Source organism: Thermoactinomyces vulgaris, from assembly GCF_005886755.1.
GTDB lineage: Bacteria > Bacillota > Bacilli > Thermoactinomycetales > Thermoactinomycetaceae > Thermoactinomyces > Thermoactinomyces vulgaris.
The window spans coordinates 470,820-489,691 of the sequence record NZ_CP039710.1; the positions used below are offsets into that span (position 1 = coordinate 470,820).

The 18,872-nt window shown below is 45.6% G+C and carries 15 protein-coding genes, 1 tRNA gene and 1 other RNA gene; 14 read left to right on the forward strand and 3 right to left on the reverse strand.

Going from position 1 to position 18,872, the window contains the following annotated elements; translation table 11 throughout:
- Positions 1-33: 33 nt before the first annotated feature.
- The 12 genes from rnr to FA954_RS02540 all read left to right on the forward strand — a co-directional run bounded on the left by rnr (position 34) and on the right by FA954_RS02540 (position 14,228).
- Entirely contained in the window at positions 34-2,364 is a 2,331-nt protein-coding gene (gene rnr / locus FA954_RS02485; RefSeq protein ID WP_037996137.1) for a ribonuclease R, read from the forward strand.
- Positions 2,365-2,507: 143 nt separating this feature from the next.
- Positions 2,508-2,975, forward strand: coding sequence for an SsrA-binding protein SmpB (smpB, locus tag FA954_RS02490; protein WP_037996146.1), 468 nt, complete (start codon positions 2,508-2,510; stop codon positions 2,973-2,975).
- Positions 2,976-3,055: 80 nt separating this feature from the next.
- Positions 3,056-3,419, forward strand: a transfer-messenger RNA (tmRNA) gene (gene ssrA, locus FA954_RS02495).
- 15 nt (positions 3,420-3,434) lie between these two features.
- A tRNA-Thr gene (locus FA954_RS02500) sits at positions 3,435-3,510 on the forward strand.
- A gap of 181 nt (positions 3,511-3,691) precedes the next feature.
- The gene (locus tag FA954_RS02505; RefSeq protein WP_170151249.1) at positions 3,692-6,805 is read left to right on the forward strand and encodes an AAA domain-containing protein; all 3,114 of its coding nucleotides are present in this window, start codon (positions 3,692-3,694) and stop codon (positions 6,803-6,805) included.
- Between the two features lie 15 nt (positions 6,806-6,820).
- Positions 6,821-7,228, forward strand: coding sequence for a hypothetical protein (locus FA954_RS02510; RefSeq protein ID WP_138614837.1), 408 nt, complete (start codon positions 6,821-6,823; stop codon positions 7,226-7,228).
- A 604-nt stretch (positions 7,229-7,832) separates the two neighbouring features.
- The gene (locus FA954_RS02515; RefSeq protein WP_121874295.1) at positions 7,833-8,135 is read left to right on the forward strand and encodes a hypothetical protein; all 303 of its coding nucleotides are present in this window, start codon (positions 7,833-7,835) and stop codon (positions 8,133-8,135) included.
- 470 nt (positions 8,136-8,605) lie between these two features.
- Positions 8,606-9,607: a DUF4309 domain-containing protein gene (locus FA954_RS02520; RefSeq protein WP_082240755.1), complete on the forward strand. Its 1,002-nt coding sequence runs from the start codon at positions 8,606-8,608 to the stop codon at positions 9,605-9,607.
- A gap of 342 nt (positions 9,608-9,949) precedes the next feature.
- Positions 9,950-10,528, forward strand: a complete 579-nt coding sequence (locus FA954_RS02525; protein ID WP_037997344.1) for a non-oxidative hydroxyarylic acid decarboxylases subunit B — start codon at positions 9,950-9,952, stop codon at positions 10,526-10,528.
- 105 nt (positions 10,529-10,633) lie between these two features.
- Positions 10,634-11,296, forward strand: coding sequence for a PAQR family membrane homeostasis protein TrhA (gene trhA / locus FA954_RS02530; protein ID WP_037997346.1), 663 nt, complete (start codon positions 10,634-10,636; stop codon positions 11,294-11,296).
- A gap of 174 nt (positions 11,297-11,470) precedes the next feature.
- Positions 11,471-12,976: a class I adenylate-forming enzyme family protein gene (locus FA954_RS02535; protein WP_037997349.1), complete on the forward strand. Its 1,506-nt coding sequence runs from the start codon at positions 11,471-11,473 to the stop codon at positions 12,974-12,976.
- Between the two features lie 193 nt (positions 12,977-13,169).
- Positions 13,170-14,228 (forward strand): hypothetical protein, encoded by a 1,059-nt coding sequence (locus FA954_RS02540; RefSeq protein ID WP_037997350.1) that lies wholly within the window; start codon positions 13,170-13,172, stop codon positions 14,226-14,228.
- 8 nt (positions 14,229-14,236) lie between these two features.
- Here the strand turns inward: FA954_RS02540 and FA954_RS02545 are convergent, their stop codons facing one another.
- Positions 14,237-15,289 (reverse strand): DNA polymerase IV, encoded by a 1,053-nt coding sequence (locus tag FA954_RS02545; RefSeq protein ID WP_037997352.1) that lies wholly within the window; start codon positions 15,287-15,289, stop codon positions 14,237-14,239.
- Positions 15,290-15,473: 184 nt separating this feature from the next.
- Here FA954_RS02545 and FA954_RS13805 point away from each other — a divergent pair, with 184 nt between their 5' ends.
- Both FA954_RS13805 and FA954_RS02550 read left to right on the forward strand, forming a co-directional pair.
- Positions 15,474-15,677: a hypothetical protein gene (locus FA954_RS13805; protein WP_052186853.1), complete on the forward strand. Its 204-nt coding sequence runs from the start codon at positions 15,474-15,476 to the stop codon at positions 15,675-15,677.
- Positions 15,643-15,906, forward strand: coding sequence for a DUF2690 domain-containing protein (locus FA954_RS02550; protein ID WP_197052014.1), 264 nt, complete (start codon positions 15,643-15,645; stop codon positions 15,904-15,906). Before FA954_RS13805 ends, FA954_RS02550 begins: the two co-directional genes overlap by 35 nt.
- A gap of 86 nt (positions 15,907-15,992) precedes the next feature.
- On the opposite strand, the gene FA954_RS02555 is transcribed toward FA954_RS02550, so the two are convergent.
- The gene (locus FA954_RS02555) at positions 15,993-16,925 is read right to left on the reverse strand and encodes an L-lactate dehydrogenase (RefSeq protein ID WP_049720640.1); all 933 of its coding nucleotides are present in this window, start codon (positions 16,923-16,925) and stop codon (positions 15,993-15,995) included.
- Positions 16,926-16,954: 29 nt separating this feature from the next.
- Positions 16,955-18,583 carry a lactate permease LctP family transporter gene (locus FA954_RS02560; RefSeq protein WP_138614838.1) on the reverse strand — a complete coding sequence of 543 codons (1,629 nt, stop codon included), beginning with the start codon at positions 18,581-18,583 and terminating at the stop codon, positions 16,955-16,957.
- Positions 18,584-18,872 lie beyond the last annotated feature (289 nt).

Here is an 18,872-nt window from a genome sequence, read left to right on the forward strand (position 1 = left end):
TGTCGCGGGGAATCTCCCCACAGCAGATGAGGTATGATCACAGAACAAGAGATTCGGCGTTTTATGTTGGAACAAGCTTATAAGCCGCTGATGCTGGAAGAACTGATCGAAGTCTTCGGCATTGGGGAAGAAGAGAGGGAAGCGTTTGTCAAACTGCTTCAGCAAATGGAAGAAGATGGAAAAATTGTGCAAACCCGGGCTAAACGGTACGGTGTCCCGGAGCGGTTCAACCTGGTGCGCGGCACTTTGCAGGGAACATCCAAAGGATTTGGCTTTGTCATTCCCGATGCGGCCCATCTAGATGATATTTATGTCCATCTGAACGATATGAACGGCGCGTTGGATGGCGATTTGGTGCTGGTGCGCATTCATAAAAGAAAATCGGAGCACCGGCGGCCGGAAGGGGAAATTGTCCGTGTGTTGAAACGGGGACGGGACCGCATTGTCGGAACGTTCCGCCGCTTGTCTTCCCATTTCGGCTTTGTGATTCCGGATGATAAACGGATTCCGGCCGATATTTTTATCGCTCACGAGTTGCAGATGAACGCCAGGGATGGGCAGAAGGTGGTCGTCAAACTGCACCAGATTGCCGGGCGCCACAGCGCGGAAGGGGAAATCATCGAGATCCTCGGGCATAAGGATGATCCGGGAGTCGACATTCTGTCGATCATCCGAAAACACGGATTGCCGGAAAAATTCCCCGAAGAGGTGCTGGCCGAAGCAGAGCAAATTCCCGGGGAAATCAGCGAAGAAGAAATCCAGGGAAGGCGCGACTTGCGCGAACGTACCATGGTCACCATTGACGGGGAAGATGCCAAGGATTTGGATGATGCCGTTTCGGTGGAACGTCTGGAAAACGGCAATGTCCGTCTGGGCGTTCATATTGCCGACGTGAGTTACTATGTCAAAGAAGGTTCCGCTTTGGACCGGGAAGCTTATGAACGGGGATGCAGTGTTTACCTGGTGGACCGGGTGATTCCCATGCTTCCCAAACGTTTGTCCAATGGCATCTGCAGTTTGAATCCCAAAGTGGACCGCCTGACCATGACGTGTGACATGGAGATTGACCCGGAAGGCAATGTGGTCGATTATGACATCTTCCCCAGCGTGATCCGTACCAATGAGCGCATGACTTACACCGATGTCAAAAAAATCGTCGTGGATGAAGACCCGGAACTGATCGAGCGGTACCGGCCTTTGGTGGAAGACTTCCGCCTGATGGCCGATCTTGCGAAAACCCTTCGCAGAAAACGTCTGCAACGGGGAGCCATCGATTTTAACTTTGCCGAAGCGAAAGTGGTCATCAATGAGAAAGGGGAGCCGGTGGACATTGTCAAACGTCCCCGGACCATCGCCGAACAACTGATCGAAGAATTCATGCTGAAGGCCAATGAAACCGTGGCCGAGCATTTTTACCGTTTGGAGGTTCCGTTCGTGTACCGGATTCACGAAAATCCGGATGCCGAGAAACTGAAAGCTTTCTATGAATTCATCACCAGCTTTGGCTACTCGGTCAAAGGGCGGCCGGATCAGGTCAAGCCGCACGCGCTCCAATCCTTGCTGGAGAAGATCCGGGGAAAACGGGAAGAGCATGTCATCAGCACCGTCATGTTGCGCTCGATGAAGCAGGCCAAGTATGCCGCAGATTGCATCGGCCACTTTGGTCTGGCGGCTCCTTTTTACAGTCATTTCACCTCGCCGATCCGCCGGTATCCGGACCTCATTATTCACCGGATCATCCGCGAAGTGTTGACAAAGGGCAGCTTGTCGGTGGAGCGGATTGATGAATTAAACGAAATCCTCCCGGATGCAGCTCAACAATCTTCCATCCGCGAACGCATTGCCGTGGATGCGGAGAGAGAAAGCCAGGATTTGAAAATCGCCGAGTTTATGATGGATAAGATCGGGGATGAGTACGAAGGAATCATCAGCAGCGTGACCTCGTTCGGGATCTTTGTGGAACTGCCCAACACCGTGGAAGGGCTGGTGCACGTCAGTTACCTGACGGATGATTACTACCATTATGATGAAAGTTCTTATTCCCTGATCGGCGAACGGACCGGCCGGATCATGCGCATCGGGGACAAAGTGCGGATCAAAGTGAGCGGGGTCAACATCGACGAGCGTAAAATCGACTTTGAACTGTTGGAACATTTCCCCGGAGAGGACGTGGTCTTGAAAAAGAAAGGGAAGAAAATCAAAGCCAAAAAAGCATCCGGGGAAAAAGAGAAAAAGCGCGGAAAAAAAGGCAAGTATTATGAAGTGGACCGTGAAGCTTTCCAATCAAAAACAAAAGAACAAAAGCAGCACAAGAAAAAGAAGAAGAAAAAGAAAAAATACCGCAATAAAGCAAAGAAAAAATAAAAAAATGCCCTCCGCCCAAAAGCGAAGGAGTTTTCCTTCGCTTTTGGAACGGACCGGAAATAATGATTGACTTGACAAAACATTTCTTGTTAGAATAAAATCTGCCATTCATTTCTACGGAGAACCGGGGCGAGGTGAAAACGATGAAAAACAAAGGCGTCAAGGTGATTGCCAAAAACAAAAAAGCATTTCATGATTATGAAATCAAAGAACAATATGAAGCTGGCATCGTTCTCACCGGAACAGAAATCAAGTCGGTCCGCAAAGGCAGTGTCAATTTGCGGGATGCCTATGCACGGATAGAAAACGGCGAAGCCTTTGTGATTGGCATGCACATCAGCCCGTTTGAGCAGGGAAACCGGTTTAATGTGGATCCCACCCGGACCCGGAAATTACTGATGCACAAAAAAGAGATTGACAAATTGTACGGCTTGATCAAGACGAAGGGGCTAACGTTGGTTCCGCTTGACATTCATCTGCGAAACGGTTTCGCCAAATTGCAGTTGGGACTCGCTCGCGGGAAAAAGCTGTACGATAAACGGGCAACCGCCGCCAAACGGGATGCAGAGCGCATGATCGAACGCAAACTCAAAGAACAAAATTATCGTTAAAAATGCTTGCATGATTTTCTATATGGTGTTATAATCTTGAACTGTAGCGAAAAGATTGCTCGATATTTCCTCAGAATCTCGGGGGCGTTCTTGGGATTCGACGGGGACAGATCGAGCGTCAGTAGCGAGCCGAGGGGTTGCGAACTCGTTAAAAACGCAAATGCCAAATGTAACTGGCAAACAAGAAAACTACGCTCTGGCTGCTTAATTAAACCAGCCAGGATCCGCCTCTCCATTGCCTGTGTGGAGTTGCCGGGTCTCATAACCAAGCAGGCTAGCTGACCGATCGGCCACTGGTCGGAAAGCGAAACTTGAGTGGCTAGTCTTTCATAACGCCTGTCACTGGGCAGTATGGAAGGCGAAGCTTCAATACAGTGACTGCGCTCGGAGAAGCTGGCGTGGCGATGTCTTCGGACAGCGGTTCGACTCCGCTCGCCTCCACCAAAAATGAAATACCATGCTGGAGTAGCTCAGCTGGCAGAGCACTTCACTCGTAATGAAGGGGTCGCAGGTTCGAATCCTGTCTCCAGCACCAAATCAAAACCTCTGCGGAATGCAGGGGTTTTTTGATTTTTAAATTCCAGCGATAAAATATGAATCCGTTTGCTTATGAAATCGTGAGAATTTCTCCCGCTGCTTCCTGTTTCGAAAACAGATGATGAAATAAATTTATTGATAATGATATAATGTAAATGATTGTTGACGATGAAATAACAGTGGGAAAGAAGGTGTCCTTTATTATTCATAAAGAGCTTTTAAAATATTGGAATCTCAATCTGGAAGAAAACCGGTATATGGACATCAATGAAAGAAATATCAATCCCTTGCACAGCATTAGCAGAGAGGAATATTATTCGGGTAAAATTTCAGATTTTACGCAATTGGCTAAGCATTGCACTGATGAAAACAGTGAATTGTTTATATGCCCGAAGTTATACCGGAAAAAAGAATACCAAGAGAACGGGGAGTCGACATATGTCTATTCCGTTTGGTTGGTGATACCGGCCAAAGTGACATCAACAGGTGAATTGGTGGCCACACGTCAACCTTTTATCCCGAGAAAATATTTACGTCCTTCCAAAGGGGATTTAACATTTTCTTCTCTGGAACGAGTGGAAAGGTATTGGAAAGACCATCCTTTCCCGACAAATCCAAGCTGGAAGCGGACGTTGGAAATATGCGAGGATTTTTCCCGTCGTGTGTTGGATAATGTGATTTCGCTCATTACTTTAGGGACTTATCAGGAACTGAAAGAAGTCATTATATTTGATGCAAATGAATGTTTGGGATCGGCCACGGACCGTCATGTGAAAAATTTTTATGAAAATCATATTGTCAATAAGTACAGCAAAAAGAAATACACGGAGCTTTGTAAAAAAAGTCCGCTCGTTTCTAAATTGTTTCTCCCCAAAGAAGAATTGCAACAAGGAACATTGTCAAATCATGAAACCATGGCTTTAAAACATTTAGGGCAGATCAAAAACAAAGATCCGCTCACTGAATCCCAACGCAAGGCACTTCATCACTTTTTGGCGTTGCAGGATGGAGAGTTATTATCCATTGAGGGGCCGCCGGGAACAGGGAAAACGACCCTGTTGCAAAGTGTGTTTGCTTCGATGTGGGTTTGTTCCGCATTGGATCAAAGTGATGTTCCTCCGGTTCTGTTGGCTTCGGGCGGCACAAATCTTGCCATCACCAACATTTTAAAAACATTTGACGAGAACATTGAGCTGAAGAGAGACCAATTTCCAAGTGGAGACCATTTTCATAACATTGAACTATTGGCAAAACGATGGATTCCCGATGTAAAAAGTTTGGGGACATATTGCATCGCTCCGTCCAAACAGGGGGACCACCAAGATTACCAGTTAATTTTTTATGACAAAGAAAGTCTGAAAACAAACTGGATCCACTTCGAAGAGCTGGACGAACAAGATATAAAAAGATACGAAAAAGCTTTTTTGAATGCAACCTCCAGATACTTCGGATTCAGCATTCCTGATATTAAATCAGCGAGACAACTGTTGCATGCAAGGTTGCAAACAGCAGTCGGTGAAATAAACGAAGTGATGGGGGTTTTGACAGAGGATTATTTGACGGCAAAGCAAATCCACGAGTTACTGAAAGAATACAAGGCTGAAAGTTTGGACCAGGTTTTATCCCATTGGAGCAATCAGCTGAATGATTTGGAAAAAGAAAAACAGGCCATTGAAGCGAAAATGTATGCATGGGATAAACACAAAGGCATTCGAAAGCCATTGGAAAAATTTTTGTTGCGGCTACCGGTGGTAAACAAATTCTTCGAAAAATGGTTTGTTTATGCCAATCAACGGTTTGTGGACAGAGTTCTAAGCAGTGCTTCCATTCCTTCCTATGAAGATACAACCATTGAAACTTATTTGGAAGAATTGGAAAAAGAATGTAATCAAAAGATCTGTCAACTGACAGCCAAAAAGGCCAAAGCAGAAGAATTAAAACAGAGAAATGAGCAAGCACAAAATGAATTAACTCATTTGCAAGAGAAATATAAAAAATATAAAGAGATTCCCATGGATCTGTTTCGTGCACAGGAAGCGTTTGATAAAATGCACAGGGTGCTGGCCTTTCATCTTTCCACTCATTATTGGGAAGCAAGATGGATTGAACGGGCAAAAGAAAGAATCTTACAAAAGCAAGGAAAATTTAGTGATCGAAAAGATTTTTACCGGGAAGTGGCGATGTTGACTCCGTGTTTTGTATCGACCATGTATATGGCACCGGTATATTTCAATGAGAAGTACAATTATTTTTATGGGTTTGCTGATCTTTTGATAATTGATGAGGCAAGCCAGGTGTTGCCGCAATATATGTTTCCGGTTCTTTCGTTTGCCAAAAAAGGACTGGTGGTCGGCGATTCCAAACAATTACCACCGATTTCCAATTTGTCCCGCGAGCGATGCGAAGTGAATATCAAAGAGGCCGGTTTACATAAGACTTCGTTGGATATTGAAGCCATGGGGCTCCATCAACCGGATGGAAGTATGCTGAAACTTGCCAACTACTTGACACGTTATTTGGATGAAGACTTGAAACCGTTTATGTTAAAAGAGCATTTCCGTTGTCATCCTTCCATTGCAAAATATTTTAATCAGTTGTTCTATGGGAAAAACTTAATTGTTCGTTCGGGCCAGAATAGTCCATATTCCATTCCGAATCTCGGATTTGTCGATATTGAAGGACAGGAAGAACCCTCCGGCTCCAGTCGCATTAATCATATTGAAGCCGCAACCATTGCCTTGTGGATTCAAGATTTCTTTGACTTGTACAACATAAAGGAAGATAAACAAAAGGACACATTGGCCGTATTGACCCCGTTTGCCCAACAGGCGAGAGTCATTCGGAAATACTTAAAAGAATTGGGGATTGACCAAATTGTTGTGGGAACCGTCCACTCGCTGCAAGGGGCCGAGTTTGACGTGGTTGTTTTTTCCCCGACATATACTTCCAATACGGATCAACACTTTTTTGACCGGGAACCCTATATTTTAAATGTTGCCGCTTCAAGAGCAAAAAAAGCGTTTTTGACTTTTGGGGATTTGAGGTATATCGGTGTGAATCGGAATGAGCCTTCCGGCAAACTGAGAAAAATGAGTGTGTTGGCAACCGAAACAGCTTTTGCACCGGCACTTCCGGAAGAAGTAGAAGTGAATGATTTGCTTGAAAGGATGAAAAAAGATTTTTACCGGGAGTTGCCTGAGAAAACCCATCAGATTTATAAAATGAACATTGTGAATAGTATCATTGACCGCTCGCAATTTGGAATGAATGAAAATGCCACTTTATATACTTGAAAGGAGAAACGGATAATGGGAAACGGAAATTTTTCCTTAAATTTTAATAACAATGTGATGAATGGCACTCAAATCGGAGACAACCGCAATGCCACAATGGATAATAGAAATGCCAACATAAATATCAGCAATCATCTTGATCCCAAGGAAGAAATAGTAGAGGAATTGAAACAAAAGCTAAATGAATTGATCCAGCGGATTGAAACGACAACCGAGCTTGATGAGGAAACAAAAGATGAATATCTGCTGAGTGTCAATGGAGCCAAAAGCCAGATTGAAAACGGGAAATGTACAAAAGGAGTATTGAAAGGGTTAAATAAGTCGTTAACGGAGTTTAGTGGCATCGTGGCCGGGATTTCTGCATTAGCCCCGACTGTCAGCGCTGTGGTTGATGTGATAGAAGCCCTTTTAAAAAGTTCTTAAAAAGTCTGTGATTCAGACTCTTTTTTTAATCCGGGGAACTTACGGGAACGCCAGGTCAGGGATTGATGATATTATCAAGAAATTGAGATTATGACGATCAGGATGTGGAATCATGAAAAAAGGATTTGAAGATTACTTTTCAAAAAGGCAGAGGACGGAAGTGATTGGTGAACGTCTTGGATGTCCTGTAAATGATCTGGGGACTGCATTCATAAAGATTTATTGATGCGTGGAAATAAGGTGGTTTTTATGGAGATCCAAATTGGATGTGAATATGTCCCGGCTGAAATAACCGATTTGCTGAAAGGGATAGTCGGTGCCAAAGTAATGAAGTTAACAAGATTTAGTTGGTGGAAAGGGAGTAGGCTAAGGAGCAATTGCAGATTGAAGCAGATGCACGGATGATACGGTTGTCCGGGAACTGAGAGAGGCATTGGGGATGGATGAAGAGCTGGCGGGTTGGTACAGGGAAGAGCCCCGCGGATGGGTGAGCTGGATTTTGGCGGAAATCCAATTCAATTGTACGAGCCGGAGGAACTGATTGATTTGCAGATGAATTTCAGCCACGATTTGCAAAATATGAAAAGGGATCCGGAGTGGAAAGATGATTTGGATTGTGATTGCAGACAAAGGTCTCGATCCTTTGATCTACGACATGAAATCCAAAGGAATGTATTATGCGCGACACGGTCAAGGAGATATCACATTAAAAAGACTATCCCCCGATCTGGAAGGGTGGATCAAGGCGCTTGTTGTGCTGTGTGAGATTTGTTACTTAACCTATCATGGGCGGTTTATGGACGAAAACGGGGAATTTGTTCCGAGGATTTTGCAAGGAACCGAAGAAAAATTGGATGCATTCCTGCCCGGTGAGTGCATTCAAAATTGGCGGTGCCTTCTGGAGTAATTAAAAAGCAGGTCAAATCAAATAAAGATATTGCCTCTGTCCGTCAAGATGGATATCGGCGGAAGGGAGCAAGTCGGGCTCTTTGATCAGATCAAAAGAAGAGTTGATAGATATCGTAAGCAAGTTGCTCCACTTCCACTGAAAAAGAGGCGGAGGGGTTGTCCCTTATGGAGAGAACCGTCCCTAATTTCCAGAGTTCATGAGGTTGATTTATTGAAATGATCTGGAACTTTCTCTGGAAGAGATCGTGGAAAAAGCTTTGATCATTGAACCGGTTGTGACACCCGCTCCGGATAATGAAAAAGCATAAGCATAAGCACCAAAAATGCCTCCTCGATGGCAGGAGGTATTTTTTTATGCAGGAAGCAGATGACACAAGATTGTTAACATCATTGGATGGAGACATGTTAAAATGAATTTGTTTTAATAAATCTGTTATTTAAAAAATTTGAGGAGTGCATGGGGAAGGGATGAATAAGAGAGAAAGAGAGAATATGGGGAATGAAATTGATCCTGTGACTGTTGAGGAATTAGATGAAGCCAGACGAAGACGAAAGAAAAAGATTTTACGTCTGGTGTCTTCTTTTCTCAGCGTGATTTTGATTCCGGTGATCCTCACGGTTGTCCTCGCCGCTTATGAAGATGAGACGAATGAATGGGTGCGCAATTTGTTTGAAGGCGAAAAGAAAGAAACCTACATGGAAAGCCTGAAGCGATTGGCTTCCGAAGGGAACATGCCTGAGTACGAATGCGGTGCGTTGGGTTCCGGCATTACCAATGTGATCAATCGTTGCGGGGAACCGATTGCGCGTAAAGATACATACGATGTCAGCTCGACCATGACAAGTTTGTACTATCAGTATGGGGATCACAAGTTGGTTCATTTGAACTTTGAGAATGATCGGTTAAAGGCGATCAAGGTGATGGATGAATCGAAGGAATCATTGTCTGTGGATGAAATGAAACGGGTCTTTGGGACTCCGGTTGAAACGGCGGAGAATCAAACAAATTTGAAATCGGATACGGTTTACTATCAATATCTTTTATCCGTATATGACTTGATGTTAAATTTTAGCAAGGACACAGGAAAATTGAAAGATATCAATCTGGAGACCAGAGAAAAGTTCGGCTATACCGGTTCTCCGCGAACACAATTTGAAACGGAAGTTCATCCGGTTGATCAAGCAAAGAGAATTTCCTCTGCCGGTGGCGTGAAGGCGGCCAAACAATTGCATGAATGGATCAGCCAAGGGGATTTGGGAAATTATGATTGCGGGCCGCTGGGAACCGCTTATCATGATGTTTTGTCCGGAAAATGCGGAACTTATCAGAATAATGTATCTCATAAAGAGGCGAATCAACAAAATAATGAAACGTTGTTGAAATATCAATTTAAAGACCGGGAAATAAAACTTAAATTTTTTAATGACGTTTTAACATCCATATCTATTCGGGAATTTGAAAATCTGTAACAAAAGATGACATTATTCAGGTTTTTGGCAAGCCGGCTCCGAAGAAAAGTCCGTCTGTCAACTTCGGGACTGAGATTGATAGTTTAACTTATCAAATCAACGGGAACAAAGTTCAAATGTTTTTCGATGAAGAAGGCAAAATCGACTATTTGTGGTTTTTTAAAGAGGGCTTGTATGATGAAGAATTCGGCTTTTTGTTGCCGCAAAAAAAATGATCAAACAAAAATCCCTGCACCGGACCGGATGCAGGGATTTTGTCGCGGCGGTGAAGCGGGGCCGTTTATTTGTTACAATACATATTAATGAAGGCAAATCGAGGATGCATCAGAGGGGGAACTTTGTTTGCGTTTAGTCGTTGGAATCACAGGTGCGACCGGAGCCATCTTTGGGATTCGATTGTTGGAATTTTTGCGGGAAACGGATACGGAAACCCATTTGATTTTATCCAAATGGGGGAGAGCGAACATTGAATTGGAAACGGATTACACGGTTCCGCAAGTGGAAGCGTTGGCGACGGTCTGCCATTCGTCACAAAATCTGGCCGCATCGGTTTCCAGCGGCTCTTTTCGTGTCGATGGGATGGTGATTGCACCTTGCAGTATGAAATCATTGGCCTCGATCCGGACCGGGCTTGCGGATAATCTGGTGACCCGGGCGGCGGATGTGGTTTTGAAGGAACGGAAGAAATTGGTCTTGTTAACCCGGGAAATGCCGCTGAATGACATTCACTTGGAAAACATGCTGGCTTTGTCGCGCATGGGTGCAACGATTTTGCCTCCGGTGCCGGCCTTTTACAATCATCCGCGAACAATCGATGATATTGTGGATCATGTGGTCGTGCGCACGTTGGATCAATTCGGGATCGAGGTGAGAAAGGCCAAACGCTGGCAGGGGATTGAAACGGGAAAAGACCGGAATTGAAGCCTGGAGGAAGACCGGGCTTTTTTATTTTCCCAAAATGGAAATCATTCATGGTAAAATGAAGAGAAACATCTTTATCCTTACAAACAGACCGGAGGTTTTTGAATGAAATTTTTTAAAATGAGGGAACCCGTCAATACTTGGACGCATTTTATTACGTTTTTGGCGGCTGTCATCGGGCTTTTTTTCCTGATCGGTTTCAGTTGGCCCGACCCCTCGACACTGGTCACGATGACGATTTACGGTGTGAGTGTGATTTTGCTGTATGGCGCAAGTTCTTTGTACCATTGGGTTGTGACGACTCCCGAAAAAGAATTGATCTTCAGGAAAATGGACCATTGTGCCATTTATTTGTTGATCGCCGGTTCGTACACTCCGGTCTTTTATTATGGCCTGAACGGAACCTTTCAATGGGTGATGCTCATCAGTGTATGGGGGTTATCGGTTCTCGGCATCGTGTTGAAGTTGTTTTTCATGCACATTCCGCGTTATGTTTCGACCGCATTTTACCTGACTTTGGGATGGATCGCCGTGGTTCCGTTTGTGCAATTGGTTCGTGCGCTTCCAACCGGTGCGATCTTGTTGATGGTTTTGGGAGGGGTGTTTTACACCGTCGGAGCCGTCATTTATGCGACCAAATGGCTGGATTTCTTTCCGGGTAAATTTGGTTTTCATGAAATTTTTCACTTGTTTATCATGGCCGGCACCGCTGTTCATTTTGCGATGATGGTGATATATATTTTGCCGATCGGATTGGGAAATGCATGATTCCGGTGGGGATGGCTGACCGGGAGGTCCTGTTCGGACTTGCCGGTCAGCTTTTATTTTCGGAAAGAGGCAAGTTCCTGCTTCAAAAACGCTAATATTTTTATATTATAATTGTATAGTAAAATAAAAGAATATATTATTTGTTTTAAATGTTAGTAAAGGAGGCGAAAAGACATGGTGATTGGAGACTTGCTGAACAGCCGGGCGGAACTGTCCCCACATTTGGAAGCGCTCATCTATAACGGCGAGCGCCTTACTTTCCGTGAATATAAACAGAAAGTGAACCAGCTGGCCAATTATTTGCTGAGTCTCAACGTGAAACATGGCGACCGTGTGGCCATGCTTTGCAAGAATACATACGCATTTCCGATCATATACTTAGCGGCAGCCAAAATCGGCGCGGTTACGGTTCCGGTGAATTGCCGGTTAAAACCAGTGGAGGTTCAGTATATTTTAAAAGACTGTCAAGCCAAAGTTTTATTATATGATGAGGATTTCAAGGACAGCCTGCAAGTGCTTCCGGATTGTGTGGAGAAAGTGATCTGTGTTTTTCAAGGAGAGCAGGTGTCGGAACAATTCAACAGCATTTTTTATACCGAATCGGATGAAGAACCCGATGTGGAAGTCCATGAAAACGATATGGCCACCATTATTTACACTTCCGGAACCACCGGAAATCCCAAAGGGGTGATCAGTACCCACGCCAATGTGTATGCGGCGGGATTGGCCAATGTGAACACGTTGGATCTTCGCAAGGCTGACCGTTTTTTGTTTGTGACGCCGCTTTTTCATATCAGCGGCATGATGTTTATCATCAACGCACTGATTCGGGGAATGGCCTTGGTGATCGCATCCAATTTCACTCCTTCCAAACTGTGGAATCTGATTGATGAAGAGAAGATCACCGGAATGATGTCGGTGCCGTCGATGTTGCCCTTTATGTTGGAAATGTTGAAGACCATTGATAAGGACATTTTTTCTTTGCGCGGAATTGTTTGCGGCGGTTCCCTGGTTCCGGAAAATTACATCAAGGCTTTTCACGATTTGGGATTTTCAGTGATCCAAGTTTACGGAGCTACCGAATTCACCGGTGCCGTCACTTATTTCTTGCCGGAAATGGACATCAACCGCTGTTATTCTGTCGGAAAAGGATTATATCTGACTGAAATCAAAATCATCGATCCGTTGACGGGTGTGGAGTGTGCTCCCGGAGAGATCGGAGAAATCCTGGTGCGCGGGGATCAGGTGTTTGCCGGCTATTGGAATAATCCGGAGGAAACGGCAAAGGTATTAAAGAACGGCTGGTATCACACGCAAGATTTGGGACGGGTGGATGAAGAAGGGTATTTGTATGTGATCGACCGTCTCCGTGACATGATCGTTTGTGGCGGGGAAAAAGTGTTCCCGGCCCAAGTGGAATCCGTGCTTCTGCAGATGGAAGGAATCGCTGAGGTGGCTGTCGTGGGTGTCAAGCATCCGGTTTGGGGAGAATTGCCCCGGGCATACATTGTGAAAGCGGATGGCCATGATATTACCAAAGAAGAAGTGATCCATCATGCGCGTGAAAATCTGGCGGATTATAAACTGATCGATGTGGAATTTATTAAGGAGCTTCCAAAAAACAGCATGGGGAAAGTTTTAAAATATGTATTGCGTGAGTATGCTTCCTGTGCCAATTAACTGCAAGGGACGGTTATCTGATCGGGTTAACCGTCCTTGCATGTTTTTTCAGGAGGGAAATGTCCTGCAAGGGGGTAATATTCAAAATAATGAATCTATTTATTAAAGGCAATAAATTTGAAGGAAAAGACTTTACAAACGTATGTTCGTATTTTAAAATATTATTGTCATCATCAGAAAAAGGGGAGCAATCATGAGCAAAAAAATCACTGAAAGAGACACAAAAGCGACCATTTTAAAAGCGCTTCGTGAAGCAGAAAAGAAAATTGCGGAACTGGAAAAAGGAAAATTGGATGCAGCCAAAGAGGCGAAAAAGAAGAAAGAAGCCGAAATCACCAACAAAGCCGATCAATTGATGGAAGGAAACATCGAAGGCAAAATCACCGATTTATCCAAATCCGTTGTTCAACTGCTGACGAAAATCGACAGTGATTTAAAAGAACAGACCAAGAACCTGCAGACGGTCAAAGAAGCCATTGCCATCAAAGAAGCCGAACTCAAAGAACTGTTTGATATCGAGAAACAAGCCCACACCCTTGCGGGATTGGTCAATGCTCATCAGGAATTGAAATTATCCCAAGAGAAAGAATTGGCTGAAGAGAAGGAAAAGGCGACCAATGAACTGGAAGAGATCAAAAAGCAAATCGAAATCGCCCGCAAAGAGTACCAAACCATGCTGAAAGAGCAAAAAGAAGCATTGGAATTGCAGAAAAAAAGAGGCGAAGAAGAGTTCAAATACGAATTCGCCCGCCAGAAAAAACAGTCTTATGACCAGTTGGAAGATGAACTGGCAAGCAAGCGGAAAGAATTTGAAGCGGAAGTCGAAAAAACCACGAAAGAACTGGATGCCTATAAAATGCAATTGGATGAACGCGAAGAAAAGCTCCTGAAGCGAGAAGAGAAAATGAAAGAGTTGGAAGAGGAAGTGGCTTCCATCCCGGACAAAATCGCGGAAGTGAAAAAAGAAGCGAAGGAAAAAGCGGACGCAGAGATGAAAAAAGTCTTGGCCATCCGCGAAGCCGCCTTCAAAAAAGAAGTGGAAGCGGACAAAAAGATCCTCGAAACCGAATGCGAAAACCTCAAAAAGCAACTGCAAGCATCCCACGAAACGATTACCGAACTGCAAAACAAGCTGGATGAAGCCTATAAGCGCATTCAGGAAATGGGGATCCAAATGGTTTCCAGTTCCAATGAGTCCAAAACCTTCGATAAAATCGCCGCACTCGTGTCAGAGAAAAATCATTCAAAATAAAACCGGATTCAAACCCATTCCTCCCCCAAAGGCAACACAAGTTGTTCATACATATCGGAAGACGGCTCGACAAAATTGGACAGCGACACCCCGACCAACCGGACGCCGGCTGAATAATCAAAGGCATCAAGCAACTCCTCCAAAACTTTGGCCCAGTCGGCGCCCGGTATTGTTGTTCGTTGCTTGGAATGCATTGTAAAATCAGCGTATTTGATTTTCAGGGTGAGTGTTTGCGGCCTGATTTTTTTCTTGTTCAGTTTTTGCTCGGTCTCCGCGAGAAGATCGCGGGCGATCCGGGCGATTTCCTCCCTGTCATACAAGTCTGAGGGCAATGTGATTTCCCGGCCGTGGGATTTTGGGGAACGATCGGTGACAATATCGCGGTTATCCTGCCCGCGGGCACGATCATATAAATCATGACCAAACTTGCCAAACATCGCCGTCACTTCTTCCAAAGACAAGCGCCAGAAATCACGAACCGTTTCCACTCCCATGGCGTGCAAACGCTTTTGTGATTTTTTTCCGATGCCGTGCAAAGCGCCGATCGGCAAATTTTTTAACACCGCCATGGCTTGTCCGGGCCGTATGATGACAAAGGCATCCGGCTTTTTTAAATCACTGGCAATTTTGGCCATGGATTTGTTGTAGGAAAGCCCGATGCTGCATGTAAGCCCGGTTTCCTCCCGGATCCGCCGCTTGATTTCACGTGCGACGGGTACAGCATTGTCGTAATGGGAGACATCCAGATAGGCTTCATCCAATCCGACGGTTTCGAAGCGGTCGCTGTATTCGGTGTAGATGTTCCGTACTTCACGGGATTTTTCCCGGTAACGTTCATACCTTACCGGCAAAAAAATGCCTTTTGGACAGAGTTTCCGGGCCTTGGCGGTCGGCATGGCCGAGTGGATGCCGTACTTCCTGGCTTCATAGCTGCAGGTGGAGACCACACCGCGGTTTTTCAGTCCCCCGACAATGACGGGTTTTCCCCGCAGTTCGGGAAAATCGAGTTGTTCCACGCTGGCAAAAAATGCATCCAAATCCAGATGCAAGATTTTTTTCATGGTGCTTTCACCTTCTGTGCAAACCGCAGTGAATAAAATCAAACCGGTGTTTCGTCATGGATATTATACCAAAAGAAATGAGCGGTCATCATTTCAAAACAATGGGAGATTCGAAGTCATCTGACGGATAGATTTCTTGCGGCATTTGTGTGCGAATTTTAAAAATTCCGTTTGGAGGGCTTAAATGAGAAAATTCACTGCTGTGGCTTTTTCATTGATCACCGTGTTCAGCATGTCTTTTTTCAGTTTTCAGCCGGAAACCTATGCCTGGTCGGAGGATTGGACCGGAACCTGGCCGAATCAAACCGTATGTGCAAATGATGCGGTCACGGTTCAATCGGCAAGCATTGACGGTGATCATCGAATTGCGTTACAGTCCGTCCTGTGAGACGGTTTGGGCACGGATTACCGCCGACTATCCGCATGATCCGAACTGGGGGTTGGGCACAGCCAAAATTGTCCGCAACAGCGACGGGCGCACATACAATTGTGATATTCCGAGAGGAGAGACGGTTTGCTTCACCCAACAGGTCAACGATCATCATGTGACGTCTTATGCGCATGGTATCCATGACAACGGGATCTATTTCCGGGGAGCAAGAACGGCTGCCTATTGACAGAAATCATGAGGGAGGGGAAAGCCTGTGTCCTTTTTTGGGGCACAGGCTTTTTCATTGGGAGGTGGTCAGGTCAAAGGTGGGAATTACTTCAAGGATTGCAGTTGCTTGGTCAGGATATCAGCGGAATGGTGTAATTTTTTTCGTTCTTCTTCCGTGAGATTAAGTTCGATAACTTCGCGAACCCCGGAGCGGTTAATGACAGCCGGGACCCCCAGACAGATGTCATTCAGACCGTATTCTCCTTTCAGGAGCGTGGAGACGGTCAGGATTGCATTTTCATCGCGAAATATGGCTTGCGTCAAACGCACCAGTCCCATGGCGATTGCATAGTAGGTGGCACCTTTCAAATCAATGATCTGGTAAGCGGCATCCCGCACTTGGGTGAACAGTTGATCCAACTGCTCTTTGTCCGGGCCTTTTCCTTCTTTCAAATAATCGGAAACCGGACGGGTGCCGATATAGGCATGGCTCCAGACCGGAAGTTCCGTATCGCCGTGTTCGCCTATGATATAAGCATGCACGTTTTGCGGGTTGATTTGGTAAGCTTCGCCGAGCAGATAGCGGAAGCGAGCCGTATCCAGAATGGTTCCCGAGCCGATGACGCGGTGAGCCGGGAAGCCGGAATACTTCATGGTGAGAAAGGACAAGATGTCAACGGGATTGGTGGCGACCAGAAACAGTCCGTCAAAACCGCTTTTCATCACTTCTGCAATGATGGTTTGAAAGATTTTCGCGTTCTTATTGACCAAGTCCAGACGGGTTTCTCCCGGCTTTTGATTGGCTCCGGCGGTTATGACGACCAAGTCTGCATCGTTACAGTCTTCATAATCTCCGGCCCGGACACAAATGCGTGATCCGAAGGGGGAAGCATGGTTTAAATCCATCGCATCCCCTTCTGCTTTTTTCTTGTTGATATCAATCAGGACCAGTTCATTGGCCAATCCTTGATTCAACACCGCAAAAGCATAGCTGGATCCGACAAATCCGGTTCCGATCAGAGCAATTTTTCTTTTCATCGTACAACACTCCCCACTTCTGTTTCAGCTTAGTGGAACAGAAAGCTCAAAAGATAGGTAAAGATACAGGTCAGCAGCAGGAAGGAAAGGCTGACTTTTAACGTCTTGCGGAACAAACCGGATTCCTGTCCCGCTTTGCCGACAGCTGCTGTGGCAATGGCCACGGATTGCGGGCTTAACAGTTTTCCGATCACCCCCCCGCTGGTATTTGCGGCGACCAACCAAGCCGGGGATGCCCCGATTTGGTGTGCGGTCACCAGTTGCAAGTTGGCAAACAGGGCATTGTTTGCGACGACCGACCCGGTCAGGAAAACGCCGAGCCACCCCAAAACGGGTGAGAAAAACGGAAAGAGTCCGCCGGTTTTGGCAAGGGTTAATCCCAAGGTGGAGGAAATGCCAGAGTAATTGGCGACATATGCAAAGGAAAGCACAAAACCTATTGTGATCACCGGTTTCCACAGTTCCGACCATGTTTCTTTGACCAGTTGAATTGTCGTTTTCAGATCCATCCGGAACAACCAAAGAGTCAAAAGGACGGAGAGGAAAATGGCGGTTCCGGTGGAAGAAACCCAATCCAGTTTTAAGATGGCATCATAAGGGGTCAATTTATCAGCAATGGGCGGAGCGATGAGAATTTTTTGATGCAACCCGGGGATTTTCAGATACGTGGTCAGAAAAGCCAGCGGTCCGCCGGGATCAAATAATTGCTTAAAGCCATGGCTGCTCCACAGTCCGATGATCCCTGTCAAGATGTAAAACGGTGACCATGCTTTGACCACTTCAAAAAGGGTGACTTGCTTCGGCGGTGCGGATGGCACGCCGTGTTGGAGTTGAAATATTTTTTTCGGTTTCCAGTATCTCGACAAGAGAACCAACGCCCCCATGCTGATGAGCGATGAAGTGATATTGGCCAGTTCCGGACCGATCCACGTCACGGTCAGATATTGTGTGAGTGTGTAGGAGCCGGCCACGGCCATCAGTGCCGGAAAGGTTTCTTTGATCCCCCGGAAGCGATCGATCATCCACACCATCAGGAACGGGACAAGGAAAGAGATGACAGGCAGTTGAATCCCGAGAATTTTGGAAAGCGTCATTTTGTCGATGCCGGACACCTGACCGGCGACAATCACCGGGATTCCGATGGCTCCATAAGCTCCGGAAGCCGCATTGGCAATCAGACAGAGAGAAGCGGCCTGCAAAGGCTTGAAACCGAGTTGCACCAACAGTGCAGCGGAAATGGCAATCGGAACCCCAAAGCCGGCGGCCCCTTCCAAAAAAGCGTTGAATGAAAAACCGATTAACAACAGTTGCAGACGCTGGTCTTGGGAAATGGCGATGATACTGGACCGGATGACATCGAATTGTCCGGTCTTGACCGTGATTTTATACAGCAAGACGGCTGTGATGACGATCCAGGCAATCGGCCACAACCCGTATGCAAAGCCAAAAACGGCCGCACCGGCAGCCATCGGGACAGGCATGTGATAGAAAAGGATTGCAATCGCCAAAGCAATCAAGGTGGTATATATAGCCGCGATGTGGCCTTTTAAGCGTAAGATTGTGAGGGATATCACAAAGAAGGCGATGGGAACGGCGGCAATCAGCGCCGACAGCCAAGAGCTTTCCAATGGATAATAAGTTTGGGTCCACAGATTCATGGGGAACACCTCGTTCCGGTCAAAGTGGCCTGGTTTTCCATACGCTAATGAATGGTTTCCAAAGAAAATCAATTTTATTCCAACGGCCTGCTGGTGACTGTTTCATGGGATGATGGATCCATCACCTACAGTATACTTCCGAAAGATGGGAAAAGAAATGGACATAATGTGAAATATTTCACATTAAGGGTGCTTTTTTTTCTTATCACTATAAAAAAACTAATATTTACAACGTTTATGACATGTTTAAACCAAGAGTTATTTGTGAATATATGAACATAAACTGTTT

Coding starts and splice junctions, on each gene's coding strand:
- smpB (WP_037996146.1), top strand. CDS start 2,508: ATGAAAAACAAAGGCGTCAAGGTGATTGCCAAAAACAAAAAAGCATTT.
- trhA (WP_037997346.1), top strand. CDS start 10,634: ATGAAATTTTTTAAAATGAGGGAACCCGTCAATACTTGGACGCATTTT.
- FA954_RS02535 (WP_037997349.1), top strand. CDS start 11,471: ATGGTGATTGGAGACTTGCTGAACAGCCGGGCGGAACTGTCCCCACAT.
- FA954_RS02555 (WP_049720640.1), bottom strand. CDS start 16,925: ATGAAAAGAAAAATTGCTCTGATCGGAACCGGATTTGTCGGATCCAGC.
- FA954_RS13805 (WP_052186853.1), top strand. CDS start 15,474: ATGAGAAAATTCACTGCTGTGGCTTTTTCATTGATCACCGTGTTCAGC.
- FA954_RS02560 (WP_138614838.1), bottom strand. CDS start 18,583: ATGAATCTGTGGACCCAAACTTATTATCCATTGGAAAGCTCTTGGCTG.
- FA954_RS02510 (WP_138614837.1), top strand. CDS start 6,821: ATGGGAAACGGAAATTTTTCCTTAAATTTTAATAACAATGTGATGAAT.
- FA954_RS02540 (WP_037997350.1), top strand. CDS start 13,170: ATGAGCAAAAAAATCACTGAAAGAGACACAAAAGCGACCATTTTAAAA.
- FA954_RS02515 (WP_121874295.1), top strand. CDS start 7,833: ATGATTTGGATTGTGATTGCAGACAAAGGTCTCGATCCTTTGATCTAC.
- FA954_RS02545 (WP_037997352.1), bottom strand. CDS start 15,289: ATGAAAAAAATCTTGCATCTGGATTTGGATGCATTTTTTGCCAGCGTG.
- FA954_RS02520 (WP_082240755.1), top strand. CDS start 8,606: ATGAATAAGAGAGAAAGAGAGAATATGGGGAATGAAATTGATCCTGTG.
- rnr (WP_037996137.1), top strand. CDS start 34: ATGATCACAGAACAAGAGATTCGGCGTTTTATGTTGGAACAAGCTTAT.